Genomic DNA, 19,381 nt, shown 5'->3' with positions numbered 1-19,381 from the left:
GCTCACGGCAGAGCATGCCGAGGGCGAACAGCGGCTGTCACATTTTCCGGTAGTTGCTGCGGCAACTAAACTGTTCAGGTGAACGACCAGCTAGAGCGTCTGAACCGGCTTCCCCTCCGCAGCAACCTTCGCGGGCTGACCCCTTACGGGGCGCCCCAACTGGACGTCCCCATCCTGCTGAATGTCAATGAGAACACCCATGGTGTTCCCGCAGACGTGCGTGCAGCCATCAGCGCCGCCGTCACGGAGGCTGCAGCGGGGCTCAACCGCTACCCGGACCGTGAGTTCACCAAGCTGCGGAAAGCCCTGGCGGAATACCTCGGTCACGGGCTTGACGAAACCAACCTTTGGGCAGCCAACGGCTCCAATGAAGTGCTGCAGCAGATCCTCCAGGCCTTTGGCGGTCCCGGCCGTACCGCCCTGGGCTTTCCGCCCACGTACTCCATGTACCCCCTGCTTGCCAGCGGAACCGACACCAGGTACATCACGGGGGAACGATCGGAAAGCTACGACCTGAGCGCTGAGTCCGCCGCCCGCCAGGTCAAGGAACTGCAGCCGAACATCGTCTTCCTCTGCTCGCCCAATAACCCCACCGGGACCGGCCTTGGACTGGACGTTGTGAAGGCCGTCTATGAGGCCGGCGAGGCCAGCCAGGCCATCGTGATCGTCGATGAGGCCTACCACGAGTTCGCGCACGACGGGACTCCCAGTGCACTGACCCTGCTGCCCGGCCGGGAGCGGCTGATCGTATCCCGCACCATGAGCAAGGCGTTCGCCCTGGCGGGCGCCCGGCTCGGCTACATGGCTGCAGCGCCGGAAGTCACCGATGCGCTGCGGCTGGTGCGCCTGCCGTACCACCTGTCCGCCATCACCCAGGCGACCGCCCTGGCCGCCCTCGATCACCGCGAAGCGCTGATGGCTGATGTCCAGGACATCAAGAAGCAGCGGGACCGGATCGTGGCGGAACTGACAAGGATGGGCCTCCAGCCGGCCGCGTCAGACTCCAACTACGTATTCTTCGGGGGCCTGGAAAATCCGCACCAGGTCTGGCAGGAGCTGCTGGATGCAGGTGTGCTCATCCGTGACGTAGGCATCCCCGGCCACCTCAGGGTCACGGCGGGCACTGAGTCGGAAACCACAACCTTCCTTACTTCCCTGGAGCGCATCCTTGCGGGCCAGGCCGCGCTTCCGGCCTAGACTTGATATTGCGGCGCTGGACGCCCGGAACCACTTCTTCTCCCACAAAGGATCCTTCACCATGAGTCCAACCGGATCGAATACGGCTGCGGACCGGACCGCCCGCATGGAGCGTGCCACCAGCGAGTCCTCCGTACTCGTGGAGATCAACCTCGACGGAACCGGCGTATCGGACATCGATACCTCGGTGCCGTTCTACGACCACATGCTCACGGCCCTGTGCAAACACTCCCTGATCGACATGACCGTCAAGGCCACCGGAGACACCCACATCGACGTCCACCACACCGTCGAGGACGTGGCCATCACGTTCGGTGAAGTGCTGCGCACGGCCCTGGGCAACAAGGCCGGAATCCGCCGCTTCGGCGAAGCCACGGTGCCGCTGGACGAGGCCCTTGCCAACGCGGTGGTGGACGTCTCCGGCCGCCCCTACCTGGTCCACGGCGGTGAGCCCGCCGGACAGGAGTACCACCTGATCGGGGGCCACTTCACGGGTTCCCTGACCCGCCACGTCTTCGAAGCGATCACGCTGCATGCCGGCATCTGCCTGCACATGAACGTGTTGGCCGGCCGGGACCCGCACCACATCGTCGAGGCGCAGTTCAAAGCCTTCGCTCGGGCACTCCGTGCCGCCGTCGAACCCGATCCGCGTGTCGAAGGCATCCCGTCCACCAAGGGTGCACTGTGAGCGGGCAGGTCCTGAAGGACGGGGCAATCATCGATCCGACAGCGTCCCGGAAGCTGCCGTCACCTGAGGGCAAACCCACGGTGACGGTCCTGGACTATGGTTCCGGGAACGTCAGGTCCGCCGTGCGCGCACTGGAACGTGCCGGCGCGGAAGTGATCCTGAGCGCCAAGCCGGAGGATGTGTTGAACGCAGACGGCCTGGTGGTGCCCGGCGTGGGTGCGTTCGAGACCGTGATGCGCGAACTCAAGGCCGTGGACGGTATCCGGCTCATCGGCAGGCGCGTGGCAGGCGGACGTCCCGTACTGGGCATCTGCGTGGGCCTCCAGGTCCTCTTCGAGGCCGGCGTGGAGCACGGCACCGAAGCCGAGGGCATCGGAGAATGGCCCGGCAAGGTGGAGGCCCTCCGCGCGGAGGTGGTCCCGCACATGGGCTGGAACACCGTCAAGGTGCCGCAAGGTTCGAAGCTTTTTGCCGGCGTCGAAAACGAACGGTTCTACTTCGTGCACTCCTACGGCGTGCAGGAATGGAACTTTGACGTCATCCAGCCGCGGATGGCGCCGCCCCTGGTCACCTGGTCCGAGCACGGCGGCCCGTTCATCGCCGCCGTCGAAAACGGCCCGCTCTGCGCCACCCAGTTCCACCCCGAAAAGTCCGGCGACGCCGGCGCGCGCCTCCTGCGCAACTGGGTGGAGGGCCTCCGCAAGCCCGCCGGCGGTGACCCCGGTGCAGGCGCAGCGGACGCCGGCAGTGTCGCCTAGATGTGGTCCGTACTCCTGATGGGTCTCGCAGGCATACTGATTGGTGGCGGCATCTCGTTCCGGCAGCAGCACAAACCCCTCTGGGCACAGGTGGCGTTCTACGTCCTGGCCGCCATGTCACTGCTTGCCGCCTACCTGCTGACGCTGCCGGCCAACTGACCACCAGCCGGGCGGCGACGCGAAGGACAGCCTCCCGCGCACTGCCCGAACCCCGTCTTTGCCCGAACCGAAGAATCAACACTGAGGATGAGTATGACCACCGCACATGACCTGCCGGTACTTGAACTGCTGCCAGCCGTCGACGTCGTCAACGGCCAGGCCGTCCGGCTGGTCCAGGGCGAGGCCGGCAGTGAGACCAGTTACGGCACGCCCCTCGAAGCGGCGCTGAACTGGCAGCAACAGGGCGCCGAGTGGGTGCACCTGGTTGATCTGGATGCGGCTTTCGGCCGGGGCTCCAACGCTGACCTGCTTCGCGAGGTCGTGGGCCGCCTGGACATCAAGGTGGAGCTCTCCGGCGGCCTCCGCGATGACGAGACCCTCGAAGCCGCCCTCGATCTGGGCGTGGCCCGGGTCAACCTGGGAACCGCTGCGCTGGAGGACCCCGAGTGGACCCGTCGTGCCATCGAGCGTTTCGGTGACAAGATCGCCGTCGGCCTTGACGTCCGCGGAACCACCCTTGCCGGCCGCGGCTGGACCAAGGAGGGCGGGGACCTTTGGGACGTGCTGGGCCGTCTCGAAGAGGCCGGCTGCTCCCGCTACGTGGTGACCGACGTGACCAAGGACGGCACGCTCCAGGGACCCAACGTCGAACTCCTGCGCCAGATGGTGGAGAAGACCGGAAAGCCGGTGGTTGCTTCCGGCGGCATCTCCAGCCTGGACGACCTGAAGGTCCTCCGGTCGCTGGTCCCCCTGGGCGTGGAAGGTGCCATTGTGGGCAAGGCTTTGTATGCCGGAGCCTTCACCTTGCCTGAAGCCCTCAACGTCGCCGGCCGGCGCTAGGCCCGGCAGCTTATTTCCCATGCCTGACGTCGAGGAACCGGGGCGCCCGGCAGCCCGCCAACTGCCCGGACATATCGCGGCGGCGCTGGCCGGTGCCGGCGGCGCCACGGATTCCGCGGGCCGTCCGTGGGCAGGCCGCAGCCTTGCCGGTGACGACGCGAAGATCCACAACTTCGACGACGACGACGGCACGGCCGACGCCGGCTACCTCGCCGCAGTCGCGGCGCTTCGCCAGGGGACAGGCGATGAAGCGGGTGTGGTTGCAGCCCTGGCAACGGCCCGGGTCTTCATCCCGATCGTGGCGCAGCTGGCAGAAGAGGTGGAAACGGACCACGGGCTGCACGCCGACAAGCAGGCAGACATGGCGCTGGTGACGCTGAAGGCGGCCGACGGCAGGATCGCGCTCCCTGCCTTCACCTCGGCCGCCGCGCTGGCGGCCTGGCATCCCGGGGCCCGGCCGGTAGCCGTGTACGCCGCACGGGCGGCCCTCTCGGCAGTCGCAGAAGGCGCAGAGCTCCTGGTCCTGGATCCCGGAGCCGACGTAACGTTCGTGGTACGCCGGCCCGGGGTCTGGGCACTGGCCAGGCAGCATGACTGGACCCCTTCCTACAACGACCCTGAGCTGGCCGGCGAAATGGCCCGGGCAGCCTCCGGATTCGCTGCCATCCGGGGCATCGAGCTTTTGCCGGGCAGGGGAGTAGCTGCCAGCGCTGCCGACGGCGCCGTCGTCCCCGGCGGCGGCGCCGGACCGGAACTTCAGGTGGTGCTGTACCTTGAGGACGGCCTGGACGCCGCGGGTGTCCAGGAACTGGTGGGCGGCCTGCAGGCGGAGTGGTCGCGGAATGTATTGTTTGGGGAGCGCGTCGATTCCGTCGAAATCAAACTGAGGCGCGCTCCCGACTAGCCGGCAGCCGGATGGGTGATCCCCGCCCGGGTGCGGCATACCCTGAAGGACCGCTTCGTGAATTTCGCTCTCTACCGGGAGTTGGTCGCCATCCGGCCTATCCGCCGGCTGCTGCTGGTCGGCATGATTGCCCGCATCCCGCACTCGGCCGCCGGCGTTCTTCTGACCCTGCACATCGTCCTCACCCTGGGCCAGGGCTATGCCGCCGCCGGTGCTGCCGCAGCCGTGATGACCATCGGTATTGCCTTGGGCGCTCCCTGGCGGGGCAGGCGCGTTGACACCGTGGGACTGCGGACCGCACTTATCCCGTCCGTGATCTCGGAAACGGTGATCTGGTCGGTGGTGCCGCACGTGTCCTACCAATGGCTCCTTCCACTCGTTTTCGTAGGCGGCCTTCTCACACTGCCCATTTTCAGCGTCATCCGGCAATCCCTGGGCGTCCTGGCGGAGGGAGACCAACGCCGCACCGCGTTCGCCCTCGATGCCATCACCACGGAAATGGTGTTCATGATCGGGCCGGCCGCCGGCGCGGTGGTGGCCACCAGTGGTTTCACCACTGCCGGGCTGACGGTGGTGGGCGTGACCACCTCCCTCGCCGGGCTGTTCCTCATGTGGTTCAACCCGCCCACCCGCAGCCCCGGCCAAACAGCCGAATGCGCCGAGGACGAGCAGCATGCCGCGGAAGCCGCCGTCGTCGCCACTGCTCCCGCCCATGTGCAGGAAGCGGCTGCGGAACTCGCACCCGCGGGGGCCGCCACAAACGCCGCGCAGGGTGGCCTGCGCGGAAGACTGGCAGGCGGGTTCTCCTGGTTCACTGCAACCGTGGCAGCACTCTTTGCCGTTGCCGCCGGCGCCGGAATGGTCCTGAGCGGCACCGACGTCGGCATCGTTGCAGCCCTGGAAACCGGCGGCCACCAGAGCGAAATTGGCATCGTCTTCGTCTTCTGGTGTGCCGCGTCAGTCGTAGGCGGCCTCATCTACGGCGCCATGCACCGGCCCATCCCGCCTGTCATCCTGCTGCTGGGCATGGCCGCGCTGACCCTGCCCATGGCTTTCGCCCACGACACCTGGACGCTGGCCTTCGTCTCCCTCCTGCCGGGCCTGCTCTGTGCTCCAGTCCTCTCCGCGGCCTCGGAAAAGGTCGCGTACCTGGTGTCGGAGGAGCGGCGCGGGGAGGCGATGGGCTGGTACGGCTCGGCCCTGACCGCCGGTGTTGCGTTCGGTTCCCCCCTGGCCGGGGTCTTCATCGACGTCATGGGCCCTTCCGGAGGCTTCGTGTCGGTCGGCGCCGCGGGCGTGGTGCTGTGCCTGGTGGGCCTGGCCCTCCAGCAGCACCGCCGGCGCCGCGCAGCCGCCTGACCCACCCTCGCACGGGAGTTTTTGTGCAGATACGAGGACTTCCGGGCCGGCCAAGTCGGCATATCTGCCCAAAAACTCGGGGAACGGCGGGATGTTAAGAGGAAGTTAAAGCGCGACGGCGGGACGACCTGCAAAGGCCGTCCCGCCGTCGGGCGCTGCTTATGTGCGTTCTTCCTTAGTTCACTGCACCGGTGTACTTCTCGCCCGGGCCCTTGCCCGGGGCGTCGGGAATCAGCGACTCTTCACGGAAGGCCAGCTGGAGGGAGCGCAGCCCGTCGCGCAAGGGTCCGGCGTGCTGCGAGCCGATTTCGGGGGCAGCCGCGGTGACCAGACCCGCCAGCGCGGTGATCAGCTTCCGGGCCTCGTCCAGGTCCTTCAACTCGGCTGCGTTGTCTTCCGCGGCGAGGCCAAGCTTCACGGCGGCGGCGCTCATCAGGTGCACGGCGGCCGTGGTGATGACCTCGATGGCGGGGACTTCCGAGATGTCCCGGATCTGTTGTGAAACGTCTGCGCCTGCGTCACCAGGCTCAAAGACGTACGAATTACTGTCTGAGGTGCTCATACTGGTAAGCTTGACACAGACCGACTGGATGTCGTTATTTCAGAGATTGTCCCAAACGATCAGGTTCCCAGCAGCGCTTTCCGGCGTTGACGGGAATTTTTTCTGTAGAATGGCATCCAGTTTGCAAGCGGAGTTCTCTCCCACCCGCGTCAGCCGCTGTCCCACGCGTTCCATTGGAACCTGCAGGGGATGCAAGGTTGCCGGGTACCTGGTTGGGCACGGGCCGGCATTTGCCGGGACTGTGCACATGCAGCCCTTTGCGGGGTTGCTGAGCCAACCTATCTGAGGCCTTCGATTGCTCCGGCAATTGGGGGCCTTCTCTATTTGCCGGACTCAACAACAAACACAGGAGCTTTAACATTAGCGAGCCAAGAATCAATGAGCGTATCCGCGTCCCCGAGGTGCGGCTGGTCGGCCCTGCAGGTGAACAGGTAGGAATCGTCCGTATTGAGGATGCCCTGCGCCTGGCTGCCGAGTCCGACCTTGATCTCGTTGAAGTTGCACCTCAGGCGAAGCCTCCGGTGTGCAAGCTGATGGACTTCGGCAAGTACAAGTACGAGGCTGCGGTCAAGGCACGCGAAGCCCGGAAGAACCAGACGAACACCGTTCTGAAGGAAATCCGCTTCCGCTTGAAGATCGACACCCACGACTACGAGACCAAGCGCGGCCACGCCCTGCGCTTCCTCGGTGCCGGGGACAAGGTCAAGGCCATGATCCAGTTCCGTGGCCGTGAGCAGCAGCGTCCGGAGATGGGCATCCGCCTGCTCCAGCGCTTCGCGGACGACGTCGCCGAAGTCGGCGTGGTGGAGTCCAGCCCCCGCATTGATGGCCGGAACATGGTCATGGTGGTTGGTCCGCTCAAGAACAAGGCCGAAGCCAAGGCTGAAGCACGGCGGGCCACTCAGCGCGCCGAAGCGAAGGCACAGAACGAAGCCAGGGCCGACGGACGCGTTGACACGTCCGGCGACGACCAGGCCCCCATGACGCAGTCACTGGCGGACCTCCTGCCGGAAGGCTTCACCGTCTCCACCGAGCCGGAGGCTGTTGCCGAGGACAAGGCACCCGCTGAGGAGCCCGCTGCCGCGGCGCCGAAGCAGGAAGCTCCGAAGCAGGAAGCCCCCAAGGCTGCCGCTCCGAAGCAGGAGGCTCCGAAGCAGGAAGCCCCCAAGGCTGCCGCGCCGAAGCAGGAAGCCCCTAAGGCTGCCGCGCCGAAGCAGGACGCCCCTAAGGCTGCCGCGCCGAAGCAGGAAGCCCCTAAGGCTGCCGCGCCGAAGGCCGCTGCGGCCCCAAGGCCTGCAGCTGCCGCCAAGCCGGAAGCCGCCGCTCCGGCAGCGCCGAAGCCGGCCGCTGTGCCTGCCCCGCCGAAGCCGGTGGCCAGGCCTGCTGCGCCTAAGCCTGCTGCACGCCCTGCCCCCAAGGCAGCGCCGAAGCCGGCCGGTAAGAAGACCAACTAGTTCACAGCTGCCGGGGGTACGCCCCCGGCAGTCAACAACCAGCATGCTGCCCGCAGGGGTGGCTGCGCGATAGAACTGCAGGCCCCCGGGCCCGCAGAAATTAAGGAGATCGGTTCCCATGCCGAAGATGAAGACCCACAGTGGTGCTAAGAAGCGCTTCAAGCTGACCGGCAGCGGCAAGCTGCGCCGCCAGCAGGCCAACCGCCGCCACTACCTGGAGCACAAGTCCTCCCGCCTGACCCGCCGCCTTGCCGGCGACCGGATCGTCTTCAAGGGCGACGCCAAGGTCATCCGGAAGATGCTCGGCATCTAATTTCCAAGTTCTATGAGGGGCCGCCGCCTGGTGGCCCGTCACCTGCCAAACAGCATTCTCAGGCCGCCGGAACACCGGCAGTAGATGCTTGGGATCAGATTTTCGAAGGAGTACGCACGTGGCACGTGTGAAGAGGGCGGTCAACGCCCACAAGAAGCGCCGGGTTATCCTTGAACGCGCAAAGGGCTACCGTGGACAGCGTTCGCGCCTGTACCGCAAGGCCAAAGAGCAGCTGCTGCACTCGTTTGTATACAGCTACGGCGACCGCAAGAAGAAGAAGGGCGACTTCCGCCGCCTGTGGATCCAGCGCATAAACGCTGCATCCCGCGCCAACGGCCTTACCTACAACCGTCTCATCCAGGGCCTGAAGGCTGCTGAGGTTGAGGTTGACCGCCGCATGCTGGCAGAGCTGGCTGTCTCTGACGCCAACGCTTTCGCCGCGCTGGTCCAGGTTGCCAAGGACTCGCTGCCGGCCGACACCTCCGCCAAGAAGGCAGCCGCAGCCTAGGCAAGCCGCTTCTTGCCCCTCGCTTGAGGGGCCCGTTCAGGAACACGTGGCAGCAGCTACTACAGTTCTTGTATGAACGAAACCGGGCGCCCGCAAGATCTTCCACTGTCCAACCCCCGAGCTGATCGGGTCAGGGACGTGGCGAAGCTTGCAGGGCGCCCGGCCCGTTTAAAGCGCGGCCAGTTCCTGGCCGAGGGTCCGCAGGCCGTCCGCGAAGCGCTCAAACTCCACCAGCAGCGCCTTGCGGCGGGAGCTCCCGGAATAGTCACTGAGGTATTCGCCAGCGAAAGCTGCCTTGACCGTTTTCCCGAATTCGAGGAGCTCGCCGAGGGCACCAACGCGCGGCTCGCCACTGATGAAGTCCTGGCAGCAATGGCCGACACCGTCAACCCGCAGGGCATCGTCGCCGTTTGCCGGTTCGTGGACGTGGCCCTGGCGGAGGTGCTGGATGCCGGGCCCCGCCTGGTTGCCGTGCTGTGCCAGGTGAGGGACCCCGGGAACGCGGGAACTGTCCTGCGTGCAGCCGACTCTGCCGGTGCCGATGCCGTGGTTTTCACAACCTCCAGCGTTGATATCTACAACCCCAAGGCGGTCCGCTCCACCGCAGGTTCACTGTTCCACGTTCCGGTCGTTCTGGCCGCGGATCCCGCAGAACTGGCGGCAGCCTGCAAGGCCCGGGGCATCGGCATCCTCGCCGCGGACGGCTACGGGCAGTTGGACCTGGATGTCCTGCAGGACGAGAACGCCCGGCGCAGGCTGACCGGAAGCGGGCCTGACTCGGTCTACGACCTCGCAGGGCCGACCGCCTGGTTTTTCGGGAACGAGGCGCAGGGACTCGCACCCGAGGAGTTGGAACTCGCGGACCACCGGGTGGCTGTTCCCGTCTACGGGGCCGCCGAGAGCCTCAACCTTGGGACGGCGGCCACGGTATGCCTGTACGCCAGTGCCCGCTCACAGCGCCGGGCCGGAGCTGCGGTGGAGCAGGAACGGACCGGATAAGGGAAGCGCGACGGCGGGCGGCACGGGCGGGCGCCGGCATGTGCCCGGTGCCAAGACATCTGAAGCACAAAGAAAGGCCCCGGAAGTCCGGGGCCCCTTGGTGATTGACAGACAGAGCGATCAGGGTGCGCGGGTGGCTTTTCCGCGTCCGGTGACTGCCCCGTAGATGCCGGCAACAACCAGGCCGCCGACGATAGCGAGAATCCAGGTACCAAGGTCGAAGAAGGCAAGATCACCCTTGTTGAACAGGAGGCTGCCAATCCAGCCGCCAACAATGGCACCAACGACCCCCAGGATAAGGCTGGTGACCCAGCCGCCGCCGACCCGTCCGGGCATAACGGCCTTAACGATGGCCCCGACTATCAGGCCCAAAATAATCCAAGCAAGAAAACCCATGTCTCCTCCTTATTGTGACCGGGATTAATAGTCCCGATGAGGCTCAAGCTAACATAAGCACCCTGCAAAGTCAGTAGCCCCAAAGGCGGTGTTGCTGCATCGTTAGGACTCCTCGGGCCGACAGTTTCCGGGCCCGGGACGCACCGGTAGGCGCTCAGGCGGCCAGTGGCCTCTTGCGTTCGAGCAGGCCGCTGACGAGGGCGACGCCGAAACCGAGGACCGCGAGGACGGCGCCGACCAGGGCCGGGGCAACAAAGCCCCACCCGAGGGCGATGACGAGACCCCCGAGGAACGCCCCGAGGGCGTTGGCGACGTTCAGTGCGGCGTGGTTGAGGGAGGATGCCAGCGAGGGGGCGTCCGGCGACGCGTCCAGCAGGCGGGTCTGCAGGGCGGGGATGAGCATGGAGCCGGAAGCACCCACCACAAACACCATGACCATTGCGCTCCACTGCCAGTGCGCGGCCAACGCGTAGACCACCAGGGCCACGGCGATGGCCGGGAGGACCCGGTACAGGGTGCCCATGACCGATTTATCGGCCAGCCTGCCGCCGACGATGTTCCCCGCCACCATGCCCAGCCCGTAGAGCGCCACCACCAGGGGAATCAGCGCGGAGGGGATGCCGGCCACCGCGGTCATGGTGTGCGCGATGTAGGTGTAGGTGGCGAAGAAGCCGCCGAAGCCCACGATGCCCACCAGGAGGGCCAACCACACCTGGAGCCGTTTGAGGGCTCCGAGCTCGCGCCGGATGCTCGCATCAGGGTGGGCATGCTGGAAGGGGACGAATTTCCACACCATAGCCAGCGCCAGCAGGCCGATCGCACCAACCAGGACAAACAGCAGGCGCCATCCGAAGGTCTGTCCCAGCCATGTGGCGAACGGTACTCCCACCACATTCGAGACACTGAGTCCGGCCATGACCATCGAGATGGCCCAACCCCGCCTTGTGGGTGGAACGAGGGACGCGGCGATGACGGCCGCAACCCCGAAAAACGCACCGTGCGGCAGGCCGGCGGCGAAGCGGGACACGAGCATCGATCCGTAGTCGGGCGCTATGAATGAGGCCAGGTTGGCCACGGTAAAGAACAGCAGGAGCCCCAGCGCGAGTTTCTTGCGGGGTAGCTTGGCGCCCACGGCAGCCAGGAGGGGAGCGCCTACCACCACTCCCAGTGCGTACGCGGAGATCAGATGGCCGGCCTGCGGAGTGGTGATCCCCAGACCCTGTTCCACTTCCTTCAGCAGTCCCATCATGGTGAACTCGGTGACGCCGATGCCCACCCCGCCCATGGCCAGGGCAAAGATTGCCATTCCGAGGCTGTGGGTCTTGACGGGGGTTGCCGTGGACGGGGAAAGAACGCTGCTCATATGCCTGCTTCTCGAAACGTGGACTTCAAGGGACGGATGCCACGGCAATGGGGCAGGAAAGTCCGGACAGTGTGGCCAACCCTGTGTGGGCAGGACCTATTCCCGCTGGAGGTAACGCCTGGGACGGAAATGCTGTTCCGCGACATTCCCATTGTGGCCCATAGAATGAGCCGGTGACTGGACTGATTCAGGTTGTTGGCGGAGCTGTAGTAGACCGGTTGGCCGATCCGGCGGCACTGCTGGTGGCAAGGCGAAGCGCGCCGGAGCATTTGGCAGGGCTGTGGGAGTTTCCGGGAGGCAAGGTTGAACCCGGGGAGGAACCCGAAACCGCGCTGCTCCGGGAACTGGCGGAGGAGCTCGGAATCGGCGTCCACCTGGGACCAGAGTTGCATGCGGAAACACCGGAAGGCTGGCCGCTCAATGACCGGGCCAGCATGCGGGTCTGGTTCGCGGAGGTGACCCACGGCGAACCGATGCCCCTTGAAGACCATGATGAACTGCGCTGGGTTGACCTGCATGACCGGGAAGCGGTCCTTGCCCTGCCGTGGATCCCGGCCGATTATCCGATTGTCCATGCGCTGCTGGACTCTGTGGTGTCGCCGCTCGGCGGGGCCAGCTAGAAGAGCGCGTCCTGCTGCGAAAGCCGGGACGCGGAAGAAACTTCAGCGGAGCCCTCCGGAACCGCGGCGGGAATGGTCCCGGCTGGATATTCCGCTTCCTCGGCCCGTGGGTCGTCCAGGTCATTGTTGTTCAGGTCCCGGTGGCTGAAGCCGGTGGAATACGAAAAGCCGTGGCGTGCCTTGAAGTAGCGGACCTTGCCGGCAAGCCACGTGCGGTACTCCTTTGAGGCATAGGAGCCTGTTCCGTACAGCCGCCGGTAGCGGCCGGCGAGTTCGGGGTGGTGTGCGGCGATCCACTTCATGAACCATTCCCGGGTACCCGGCTTCAGGTACAGGGCGCCGGCGCTGACTCCGGTTGCGCCGGCGGCAGCCAGTGAGCTGAACAGCGCATCCAGGGCCTCGTCACTGTCGGACAGCCACGGCAGGATGGGCATGGCCATGACGCCGCAGGGCAGTCCGGCCTCGCGGAGGCGGGAGACCAGTTTGAGTCGCGCCCTCGGTCCCGGGGTTCCAGGCTCGATGGCCTCCGAGAGGGCTTCGTCCGTCATGGCCAGGGAAATGCCCAGCCCTACGGGCACCTGCGTGGCGGCCCTTTTGAGCAGCGGAATGTCCCGGGCCAGCAGCGTTCCCTTGGTGAGGATGGACAGGGGAGTGCCGGACTCCGCCAAAGCGGTAATAATGCCAGGCATCAGCCGGTACCGGCCCTCGGCCCGCTGGTAGGGATCGGTGTTGGTGCCCAGCGCCACCTGCTGGCGCGTCCAGGATGCCTTCTTCAGTTCCTTCCGGAGGATCTCCGCGGCGTTCACCTTCACCACCACCTGGCTGTCAAAGTCCATGCCGGCGTCGAAGTCCAGGTAGGTGTGCGTCTTGCGGGCAAAGCAGTACACGCAGGCGTGGCTACAGCCGCGGTAGGGATTCACGGTCCATTCGAAGGGCATCTTTGACCCTGCAGGAACCCTGTTGAGCATCGATTTGGCAGTGACCTCGTGGAACGTGATTCCGGCGAACTCCGGAGTGGTGACAGAGCGGACCAGGCCTGCCAGGGGAAGCAGTGCCGGAACAGCCCCGCCCGTGGTATCCGGCGTGGGGACCAGTGTTTGCGCTTCCCATCTCATGCCTTCTATTCGAAAACATGTTCGAATAGAAGTCAAGGCGCCGCGCAGTGGGACAGCCTAATGCCGCAGCTCCCAGGTGACACTGACCGCTGCCTCCACCCGGTTCGCGCCCGGTTCGACCGCCGGCCCTTCGATGGCAGAGGCGCGCTGCAGCCCGGCGAGCGGAACCGGTCCCACCGGGGGGTGCTGGTCTGTCACAGACAGCACCCGGCCCAGGCTGGCCGAGGCCAGCGCGGCATACTGTTCGGCGGTGCGAAGCGCGTCCTGCCAGGCGGCATCCCGGGCCTCTGCCCGGACAGCGGACTCGTCGGAAAGAATCAGCTGCAGGTTGTTCAGCCGGACAACATCGCCGGCCGCGCCGACGGCCTCTGAAATGGTGGCGGCGGCGCTGCCGATGTCCCGGAGTCTTACCGTGAGGCTGGCGGACGCAACATAGCCCACGAGTTTCTGGCCTTCGCCGTCACGCCAGGCGAGGTCGGCCCGGACGGTCAGGCCGGTAGAGCGGAGATCACTGGGGGAAACGCCGCGGCTGCGGAGGACCGAGCCCACCGCGGCCAGGGCTTCTCCGGAAGCCGCGTATGCTTCCGCCACCGATGCGGCGCTGCATTCGATCCCCACCGAAACCAGCATCAGGTCAGGGACTGCTTCCGCCCATCCCGTCCCCGTTACGGTGACTGTTTGCGCCTGGGTATCCTGGTCCATCACACCTGCCTCCCCGCCGGAAGCGGGTAGCCGCCGGCGGCCAGCCCTGCCCGTCGTTCGAAGATGTTCGCCGTGCCCGGATTTCCGGTGCGCAGCACCGACCAGCCGGCGGCTGCCAGGTACAGCGGGATGAAGGGCAGTCCCAGGCACCAGGCGTACTGGCCGCAGTGCCGTTCCTCGTGTCCCAGGAGTGCGGGCCGGGACAGCAGGTCTTCGGCCGTGCTGCGGCACAGCACCACATTGCCCAGGGTGTAGGCGTGCGCAAAAGGCAACCGCCAGCGGTAGCCTGCAGCGATGACCAGTCCGCGCGGTCCGTGGCTGATCTGCGTCCGGGCGGCGAGGGCGACGGCGAGCCCGGCCAGGGTGCTCCCGTTGAGGAGGTTCGCTGCCCGTCTGAGCCGGTGGGCCGTCGTCGGGCGCGGAAGGGAAGCCGCGCGGTGCTGCCAATTCATGAGGCCATGGTAGCCGGAGGGTTCAACTAGACTGGAGGGCAGTGGCCGCCGGTCCTGCCGGCGAGCCCTGACCTGGTCATTGAATGACACTGACGTTCAGCGCATTCATCCATGACCTGCCAGCGACGGACGCGCCGGGCGGGAAACCGCGCACGGCTGCCCCGCCCGCCGGCAGCCACGACTCGTAGCTAAGAACAGTAGATGACTGAAACTTTGCCGGGCGCCGCCATCCCGAACCCCACGGATGAGGCCGCCATCAACGCCGCTGTAGATCAGGCCATCACCGCCATCGCCGGTGCGGCCACCCTGGACGAGCTGAAGGCGGTGCGGCTTGCCCACAGCGGTGAGAAGTCGCCGCTGAGCCTTGCCAACCGTGAAATTGGCCGGTTGCCCAAGGACCAGAAAGCGCTCGCCGGAAAGCTGATGGGCGCCTCCCGCGGCCGGGTCAACAAGGCGCTCGCCGACCGGACCGCGGTGCTGGAAGCCGAGAACGACGCCCGGATCCTGGTCGAGGAAACCGTTGACGTCACCGCCGCCCCGCGCCGTCGCCGCGCCGGTGCCCGCCATCCGCTCTCCACGCTGCAGGACCGCGTGGCCGACATCTTCGTGGGCATGGGCTGGGAAATCGCCGAAGGCCCCGAGGTGGAATCCGAGTGGTTCAACTTCGACGCCCTGAACTTCAAGCCGGACCACCCCGCCCGCGAAATGCAGGACACCTTCTTCGTGGAACCCCCCGAAGCCCACCTGCTGATGCGCACCCACACACCTCCCCGGTGCAGGTGCGTTCCATGCTGGAACGCGAGCTGCCCATCTACGTGCTGTGCCCGGGCAAGGTGTTCCGCACAGATGAGCTGGACGCCACCCACACCCCGGTGTTCCACCAGTTCGAGGGCCTTGCCATCGACAAGAACCTCAGCATGGCGGACCTCCGCGGCACCCTTGAGCACTTCGCACGCCAGATGTTCGGCGGCGAGGCCCAGATCCGGCTGCGCCCCAACTACTTCCCGTTCACCGAGCCCTCCGCCGAGCTGGACATCTTCCATCCCGGCGCCAAGGGCGGCCCGGCCTGGATCGAGTGGGGCGGCTGCGGCATGGTCAATCCCAACGTCCTGCGTGCCGCGGGCATCGACCCGGACGTCTACTCAGGTTTTGCCTTTGGCATGGGCATCGAGCGCACCCTCATGTTCCGCAATGAGGTGGGGGACATGCGCGACATGATCGAAGGCGATGTACGGTTCAGCGAGCACTTCGGGATGGAGATCTAACAGTGCGTATCCCCCTTTCCTGGTTGCGTGAATTCGCGGCCGTACCGGCCGATGCAACGGCCGAAGACGTCATGGCCGAGCTGGTCAAGGTCGGCTTTGAAGAAGAGGCCGTCCACCGTCCCACCGACACCCTGCGGGGTCCCATCGTGGTGGGCCAGGTCCTCAGCCTGGTGAAGGAACCGCAGACCAACGGCAAAACCATCAACTGGTGCCAGGTCCGCGTTGTCCCCGAAGGGCAGGAGCAGACCCTCACCGGAGACGGCATTGACCCGTCCGGTGTCCAGGGCATCATCTGCGGCGCCCACAACTTCGTTGAGGGCGACAAGGTGGTGGTCACCCTCCCGGGCGCCGTGCTGCCCGGGGACTTCCGTATCTCGGCCCGCAAGACCTACGGCCACCTCTCCGCCGGCATGATTGCCTCAGTCCGCGAACTGGGCATCGGCGAGGACCACGACGGCATCCTGGTGTTGTCCCGTATTGGGCTGGACCCCGAAATCGGCACTGATGCCATGGAGCTGCTGGGGCTCTACGACCAGGCTGCCGAAATCAATGTCACCCCCGACCGCGGCTACGCGTTCTCCATCCGCGGCGTGGCCCGGGAATACGCGCACGCCACCGGTACCTCCTTCACAGACCCGGCCGGCAAGGTCCACGCGCCCGCGGAACTGTCCGGCGGCTACGGCATCAAGCTCAACGATGACGCGCCCATCTACGGCAAGCCCGGCTGCGACCGCTTTGTGGCACGCACCGTGCGCGGCGTGGATGCCACCAGGCCCACCCCGCCGTGGATGGTGTCCCGGCTCCGGCTGGCAGGCGTCCGCTCCATCTCGCTGCCGGTGGACATTTCCAACTACGTCATGCTCGAACTCGGCCAGCCCACGCACTGCTACGACCTGGACAAGCTGTCCGGTGACATCGTAGTGCGGCGTGCGTCCGCCGGCGAGAAGATCACCACCCTGGACGGCAAGGAACGCACCCTTGACGCCGAGGACCTGCTCATCACCGACGAGTCCGGCGCCATCGGCATTGCCGGCGTCATGGGCGGCGCGACAACCGAGGTGAGTGACTCGACGTCGAACGTCCTGGTGGAATCGGCCCACTTTGACGAGGTGTCCATCGGGCGGTCGCGGCGCCGGCACAAGCTGCCGTCCGAGGCGTCCAAGCGCTTCGAACGCGGGGTTGACTGGCAGGTGGCGGGCCTCGCTGCCCAGCGTGTGGTGGATCTGCTGGTGGAACTGGCCGGTGGCACGGCGGATGAAGCGGGAACTGACGTGGGCACAGCCCCGGAGACCGTCACCATTGAGCTGCCCGCCGGCTTCCCCGCCGCCCTGATCGGGATCGATTTCACGGAAGAGCAGATCGTCACCTCCCTTGAGGACCTGGGCGCCGTGGTGGAGAAGAACGACGGCGGCTGGACCGTTACGCCGCCCAGTTGGCGCAGCGACCTGGAGGCCAAGGAAGACCTGACTGAGGAAATCGCCCGGCTGGTGGGCTACGACAAGATTCCCGCCACCCTGCCCGTGGCCCCTCCCGGCCGCGGCCTTACCCGGACCCAGCAGCAGCGCCGGCGCCTGATCCAGGCCCTGGCGGATGCCGGACTCACCGAGGTCCTGTCCTACCCGTTCGTTTCCAAGGCGGCCAACGACACCTTCGGCACGGCGGAAGAGGGTGCGGCCCGGAGTGCTGTCAAGCTCGCCAACCCGATCAGCGAGGAGCAGGGCTACCTGCGCACCTCCATCCTGCCCGGGCTGATCGAGGTGGCTAAGCGGAACCACTCCCGCGGCTTCCGTGACCTGGCCCTGTTCGAATCTGGCCTGGTGTTCCTGCCCGAAGGGACCGTGGGCACCGCGTCCATTCCGCCGCTGGGCGCCAAGCCTGCCACGGAGGTGCTCGACGCACTGTACGACGGCGTCCCGGACCAGCCGTTCCACCTGGCCGCCGTCCTGACGGGCCATGATTCCCCGGCCGCCGCCTCCCACACGCCGCGCGCGTGGGACTGGGCGGATGCGCTGGATGTTGCCCGCTTGGCGGGGGACGTCCTTGGCGTTGACCTCGTGGTCAGCCAGGGCAGCCACCAGGCGTTCCATCCCGGCCGCACCGCCCGGCTCGCGCTGCGGACAGGGGAGACCGTGGGGTACGCGGGCGAACTGCACCCGAAGCTGCTGGCAGCTTCGGACATGCCTGCGCGTTCGATGGCGCTGGAACTCAATGCTGACGCCCTGTTCGAGGCGGCACCGGACGTTATCGTGGCGCGCGATATTTCCACGTTCCCGGTGGCCACCCAGGACGTTGCCCTTGTGGTCCCCGCCGAGGTGCCCGCGGACGAGGTGCTTGCCACCCTGCGTGAAGGTGCGGGTGAGTTGCTGGAAGACGTGGCACTGTTCGACGTCTATGCAGGCAAGGGCATCGAGGAGGGCAAGAAGTCACTGGCCTTCGGCCTCCGGTTCCGGGCGGCTGACCGCACACTGACCGCTGATGAAGCCTCGGCGGCGCGTGAAGGCGCAGTTGCGCTGGCTGCCGAGCGCTTTGGAGCGGTCCAGCGCTGAGCTGGCCGCCCCTGCATGACAGAAATCCCCGCAACCTGGATTGGTTGCGGGGATTTCTGCATTACGCGGGAAAAGCGGTGGGCTAGGGAACCAGGATGACCTTGCCGGTGGTCTTGCGGCCTTCGAGGTCGCGGTGCGCCTGGGCCGCCTGGCTCAACGGGTAGCGGGCGCCGATCCGCACTTTCAGGCTGCCGTCGGCGGCGGCAGCAAAGACCTCGTCCGAGCGCCAGCGCCGCTCCGTCGCGTCCCGCAGGTAGTGGCCCATGGTGGGGCGGGTCAGGAACAGCGAGCCGCCGGCGTTGAGGCGCTGCGGGTCAAACGGCGGGACGGGGCCCGACGCGGCACCGAAAAGCACCAGCATTCCCCGGACCCGCAGCGTAGCAAGCGAGCCGTCGAAGGTATCCTTCCCCACGCCGTCGTAGACGACGTCCACGCCGGTCCCGCTGGTGATGTCCCTGACCCGCTCCGCAAAACCCTCGTAGCGCAGCACGTGGTCCGCGCCGGCGTCGGACGCCAACTGCTCCTTTTCATCCGTGGAGACCGTGGTGATGACTTCGGCGCCCCGGGCTTTAAGCAGCTGGATCAGGAGCAGCCCCACGCCGCCAGCACCGGCATGCAGCAGGACCTTGTGGCCAGGCTCCACCTTGAACGTTGAGTTCATCAGGTAATGGGCGGTGATGCCCTGCAGGGGGAGGGCGGCGGCGGTGAAGACGTCCAGGCCCTTCGGTACCGGCAGCGCGGCATCCTGGCCCACCAGTGCGTAGTCCGCGTAGCAGTTGATGCCCTCGGCCGTGGCGATCCGGTCACCGACGGAGAAGCCGGTGACACCTTCACCCACTGCCTCCACCGTTCCTGCGGCCTCCGTGCCGGGAACGAGGGGGTACGGAACTTTGTAGGTGCCGCTGCGCTTGTAGGTGTCGATGAAGTTGACGCCGGCCGCGCCCACTTTGAACAGCAGCTGGCCCGGCCCCGGAACGGGTGTTTCAACTTCGGTGTAGTCAAGGACTTCCGGTCCGCCTGCCTGCCGTGCGACGATTGCGTGCGTCATGGCTCTCCTTTCACGGGTCCCGGCGTCTCCGGCCCCGGCTGCCGGAACCATCCTAGGGACACCGCCGACCGGGACGACAAGCTGACGAGTCATCCAAGGCCACGATCTGTGCATAAATATCGGCTCCTATGCA

At 66.5% G+C, this 19,381-nt stretch carries 20 protein-coding genes and 1 pseudogene; 14 read left to right on the top strand and 7 right to left on the bottom strand.

The annotated features are described in order from the left end of the window. Positions 1-78 precede the first annotated feature (78 nt). The 7 genes from QFZ57_RS17345 to QFZ57_RS17315 all read left to right on the top strand — a co-directional run bounded on the left by QFZ57_RS17345 (position 79) and on the right by QFZ57_RS17315 (position 5,905). Positions 79-1,197, top strand: a complete 1,119-nt coding sequence (locus tag QFZ57_RS17345) for a histidinol-phosphate transaminase (protein WP_306901076.1) — start codon at positions 79-81, stop codon at positions 1,195-1,197. Between the two features lie 61 nt (positions 1,198-1,258). Further along, positions 1,259-1,885, top strand: coding sequence for an imidazoleglycerol-phosphate dehydratase HisB (gene hisB / locus QFZ57_RS17340; RefSeq protein ID WP_306631739.1), 627 nt, complete (start codon positions 1,259-1,261; stop codon positions 1,883-1,885). After that, complete coding sequence (gene hisH, locus QFZ57_RS17335) at positions 1,882-2,643, top strand: imidazole glycerol phosphate synthase subunit HisH (protein ID WP_306631738.1); 762 nt, start codon at positions 1,882-1,884, stop codon at positions 2,641-2,643. The genes hisB and hisH overlap by 4 nt, the downstream gene beginning before the upstream one ends. Beyond that, positions 2,644-2,802, top strand: a complete 159-nt coding sequence (locus tag QFZ57_RS17330; protein WP_306631737.1) for a hypothetical protein — start codon at positions 2,644-2,646, stop codon at positions 2,800-2,802. A gap of 93 nt (positions 2,803-2,895) precedes the next feature. Beyond that, complete coding sequence (priA, locus tag QFZ57_RS17325) at positions 2,896-3,642, top strand: bifunctional 1-(5-phosphoribosyl)-5-((5-phosphoribosylamino)methylideneamino)imidazole-4-carboxamide isomerase/phosphoribosylanthranilate isomerase PriA (protein WP_306631736.1); 747 nt, start codon at positions 2,896-2,898, stop codon at positions 3,640-3,642. 19 nt (positions 3,643-3,661) lie between these two features. Beyond that, positions 3,662-4,546, top strand: a complete 885-nt coding sequence (locus QFZ57_RS17320) for an SseB family protein (RefSeq protein WP_306901075.1) — start codon at positions 3,662-3,664, stop codon at positions 4,544-4,546. 57 nt (positions 4,547-4,603) lie between these two features. Further along, entirely contained in the window at positions 4,604-5,905 is a 1,302-nt protein-coding gene (locus tag QFZ57_RS17315) for an MFS transporter (protein ID WP_306901074.1), read from the top strand. A 175-nt stretch (positions 5,906-6,080) separates the two neighbouring features. Here QFZ57_RS17315 and QFZ57_RS17310 read toward each other — a convergent pair whose 3' ends face one another. Continuing rightward, on the bottom strand, positions 6,081-6,467 hold the full coding sequence (locus QFZ57_RS17310) for a DUF1844 domain-containing protein (protein ID WP_018771577.1): 387 nt from the start codon (positions 6,465-6,467) through the stop codon (positions 6,081-6,083). Between the two features lie 401 nt (positions 6,468-6,868). Here QFZ57_RS17310 and infC point away from each other — a divergent pair, with 401 nt between their 5' ends. The 4 genes from infC (at position 6,869) to QFZ57_RS17290 (ending at position 9,741) form a co-directional block, all read left to right on the top strand. Continuing rightward, positions 6,869-7,921: a translation initiation factor IF-3 gene (infC, locus tag QFZ57_RS17305; protein ID WP_373461267.1), complete on the top strand. Its 1,053-nt coding sequence runs from the start codon at positions 6,869-6,871 to the stop codon at positions 7,919-7,921. A gap of 118 nt (positions 7,922-8,039) precedes the next feature. Further along, positions 8,040-8,234, top strand: coding sequence for a 50S ribosomal protein L35 (rpmI, locus tag QFZ57_RS17300; RefSeq protein WP_018771575.1), 195 nt, complete (start codon positions 8,040-8,042; stop codon positions 8,232-8,234). 118 nt (positions 8,235-8,352) lie between these two features. Next, the gene (gene rplT, locus QFZ57_RS17295; protein WP_306901073.1) at positions 8,353-8,742 is read left to right on the top strand and encodes a 50S ribosomal protein L20; all 390 of its coding nucleotides are present in this window, start codon (positions 8,353-8,355) and stop codon (positions 8,740-8,742) included. A gap of 72 nt (positions 8,743-8,814) precedes the next feature. Next, entirely contained in the window at positions 8,815-9,741 is a 927-nt protein-coding gene (locus QFZ57_RS17290; protein WP_306631733.1) for a TrmH family RNA methyltransferase, read from the top strand. A 120-nt stretch (positions 9,742-9,861) separates the two neighbouring features. Here QFZ57_RS17290 and QFZ57_RS17285 read toward each other — a convergent pair whose 3' ends face one another. After that, a complete protein-coding gene (locus tag QFZ57_RS17285; RefSeq protein WP_141160945.1) occupies positions 9,862-10,137 on the bottom strand; it encodes a GlsB/YeaQ/YmgE family stress response membrane protein in 276 nt (91 codons plus the stop codon). 154 nt (positions 10,138-10,291) lie between these two features. Further along, positions 10,292-11,500, bottom strand: a complete 1,209-nt coding sequence (locus QFZ57_RS17280) for an MFS transporter (RefSeq protein ID WP_306631732.1) — start codon at positions 11,498-11,500, stop codon at positions 10,292-10,294. A 173-nt stretch (positions 11,501-11,673) separates the two neighbouring features. Here QFZ57_RS17280 and QFZ57_RS17275 point away from each other — a divergent pair, with 173 nt between their 5' ends. Further along, positions 11,674-12,120 (top strand): (deoxy)nucleoside triphosphate pyrophosphohydrolase, encoded by a 447-nt coding sequence (locus QFZ57_RS17275; protein WP_306631731.1) that lies wholly within the window; start codon positions 11,674-11,676, stop codon positions 12,118-12,120. Here the strand turns inward: QFZ57_RS17275 and QFZ57_RS17270 are convergent. From QFZ57_RS17270 to QFZ57_RS17260, 3 genes are read right to left on the bottom strand one after another with little or no spacing between them, the layout of a single operon-like run. Continuing rightward, the gene (locus QFZ57_RS17270; RefSeq protein ID WP_306901072.1) at positions 12,117-13,235 is read right to left on the bottom strand and encodes an Rv2578c family radical SAM protein; all 1,119 of its coding nucleotides are present in this window, start codon (positions 13,233-13,235) and stop codon (positions 12,117-12,119) included. The two genes, QFZ57_RS17275 and QFZ57_RS17270, sit on opposite strands and share 4 nt — an antisense overlap. A gap of 57 nt (positions 13,236-13,292) precedes the next feature. Beyond that, positions 13,293-13,937 (bottom strand): SIMPL domain-containing protein, encoded by a 645-nt coding sequence (locus QFZ57_RS17265; RefSeq protein WP_306901071.1) that lies wholly within the window; start codon positions 13,935-13,937, stop codon positions 13,293-13,295. Further along, positions 13,937-14,389 (bottom strand): hypothetical protein, encoded by a 453-nt coding sequence (locus tag QFZ57_RS17260; protein WP_306631728.1) that lies wholly within the window; start codon positions 14,387-14,389, stop codon positions 13,937-13,939. Before QFZ57_RS17260 ends, QFZ57_RS17265 begins: the two co-directional genes overlap by 1 nt. A 201-nt stretch (positions 14,390-14,590) precedes the next feature. Here QFZ57_RS17260 and pheS point away from each other — a divergent pair. Continuing rightward, positions 14,591-15,654 (top strand): annotated as a pseudogene (gene pheS / locus QFZ57_RS17255) (phenylalanine--tRNA ligase subunit alpha). A gap of 2 nt (positions 15,655-15,656) precedes the next feature. Beyond that, entirely contained in the window at positions 15,657-18,200 is a 2,544-nt protein-coding gene (gene pheT / locus QFZ57_RS17250) for a phenylalanine--tRNA ligase subunit beta (RefSeq protein WP_306901070.1), read from the top strand. 82 nt (positions 18,201-18,282) lie between these two features. On the opposite strand, the gene QFZ57_RS17245 is transcribed toward pheT, so the two are convergent. Further along, entirely contained in the window at positions 18,283-19,248 is a 966-nt protein-coding gene (locus QFZ57_RS17245; RefSeq protein WP_306631725.1) for a quinone oxidoreductase family protein, read from the bottom strand. Positions 19,249-19,381: the final 133 nt, after the last annotated feature.

This window comes from Arthrobacter sp. B1I2 (assembly GCF_030816485.1).
Lineage (GTDB): Bacteria > Actinomycetota > Actinomycetes > Actinomycetales > Micrococcaceae > Arthrobacter.
The sequence above is the reverse complement of the archived record's forward strand: the minus strand, read 5'-3'. Positions and strand labels throughout refer to the sequence as shown.

Bases quoted from the DNA above. Each gene is read 5' to 3' on its own strand.
- rpmI (WP_018771575.1), top strand. From the start codon at position 8,040: ATGCCGAAGATGAAGACCCACAGTGGTGCTAAGAAGCGCTTCAAGCTG.
- QFZ57_RS17320 (WP_306901075.1), top strand. From the start codon at position 3,662: ATGCCTGACGTCGAGGAACCGGGGCGCCCGGCAGCCCGCCAACTGCCC.
- priA (WP_306631736.1), top strand. From the start codon at position 2,896: ATGACCACCGCACATGACCTGCCGGTACTTGAACTGCTGCCAGCCGTC.
- QFZ57_RS17270 (WP_306901072.1), bottom strand. From the start codon at position 13,235: ATGAGATGGGAAGCGCAAACACTGGTCCCCACGCCGGATACCACGGGC.
- QFZ57_RS17265 (WP_306901071.1), bottom strand. From the start codon at position 13,937: ATGGACCAGGATACCCAGGCGCAAACAGTCACCGTAACGGGGACGGGA.
- QFZ57_RS17310 (WP_018771577.1), bottom strand. From the start codon at position 6,467: ATGAGCACCTCAGACAGTAATTCGTACGTCTTTGAGCCTGGTGACGCA.
- QFZ57_RS17330 (WP_306631737.1), top strand. From the start codon at position 2,644: ATGTGGTCCGTACTCCTGATGGGTCTCGCAGGCATACTGATTGGTGGC.
- QFZ57_RS17260 (WP_306631728.1), bottom strand. From the start codon at position 14,389: ATGAATTGGCAGCACCGCGCGGCTTCCCTTCCGCGCCCGACGACGGCC.
- QFZ57_RS17245 (WP_306631725.1), bottom strand. From the start codon at position 19,248: ATGACGCACGCAATCGTCGCACGGCAGGCAGGCGGACCGGAAGTCCTT.
- QFZ57_RS17290 (WP_306631733.1), top strand. From the start codon at position 8,815: ATGAACGAAACCGGGCGCCCGCAAGATCTTCCACTGTCCAACCCCCGA.
- QFZ57_RS17280 (WP_306631732.1), bottom strand. From the start codon at position 11,500: ATGAGCAGCGTTCTTTCCCCGTCCACGGCAACCCCCGTCAAGACCCAC.
- hisB (WP_306631739.1), top strand. From the start codon at position 1,259: ATGAGTCCAACCGGATCGAATACGGCTGCGGACCGGACCGCCCGCATG.
- QFZ57_RS17285 (WP_141160945.1), bottom strand. From the start codon at position 10,137: ATGGGTTTTCTTGCTTGGATTATTTTGGGCCTGATAGTCGGGGCCATC.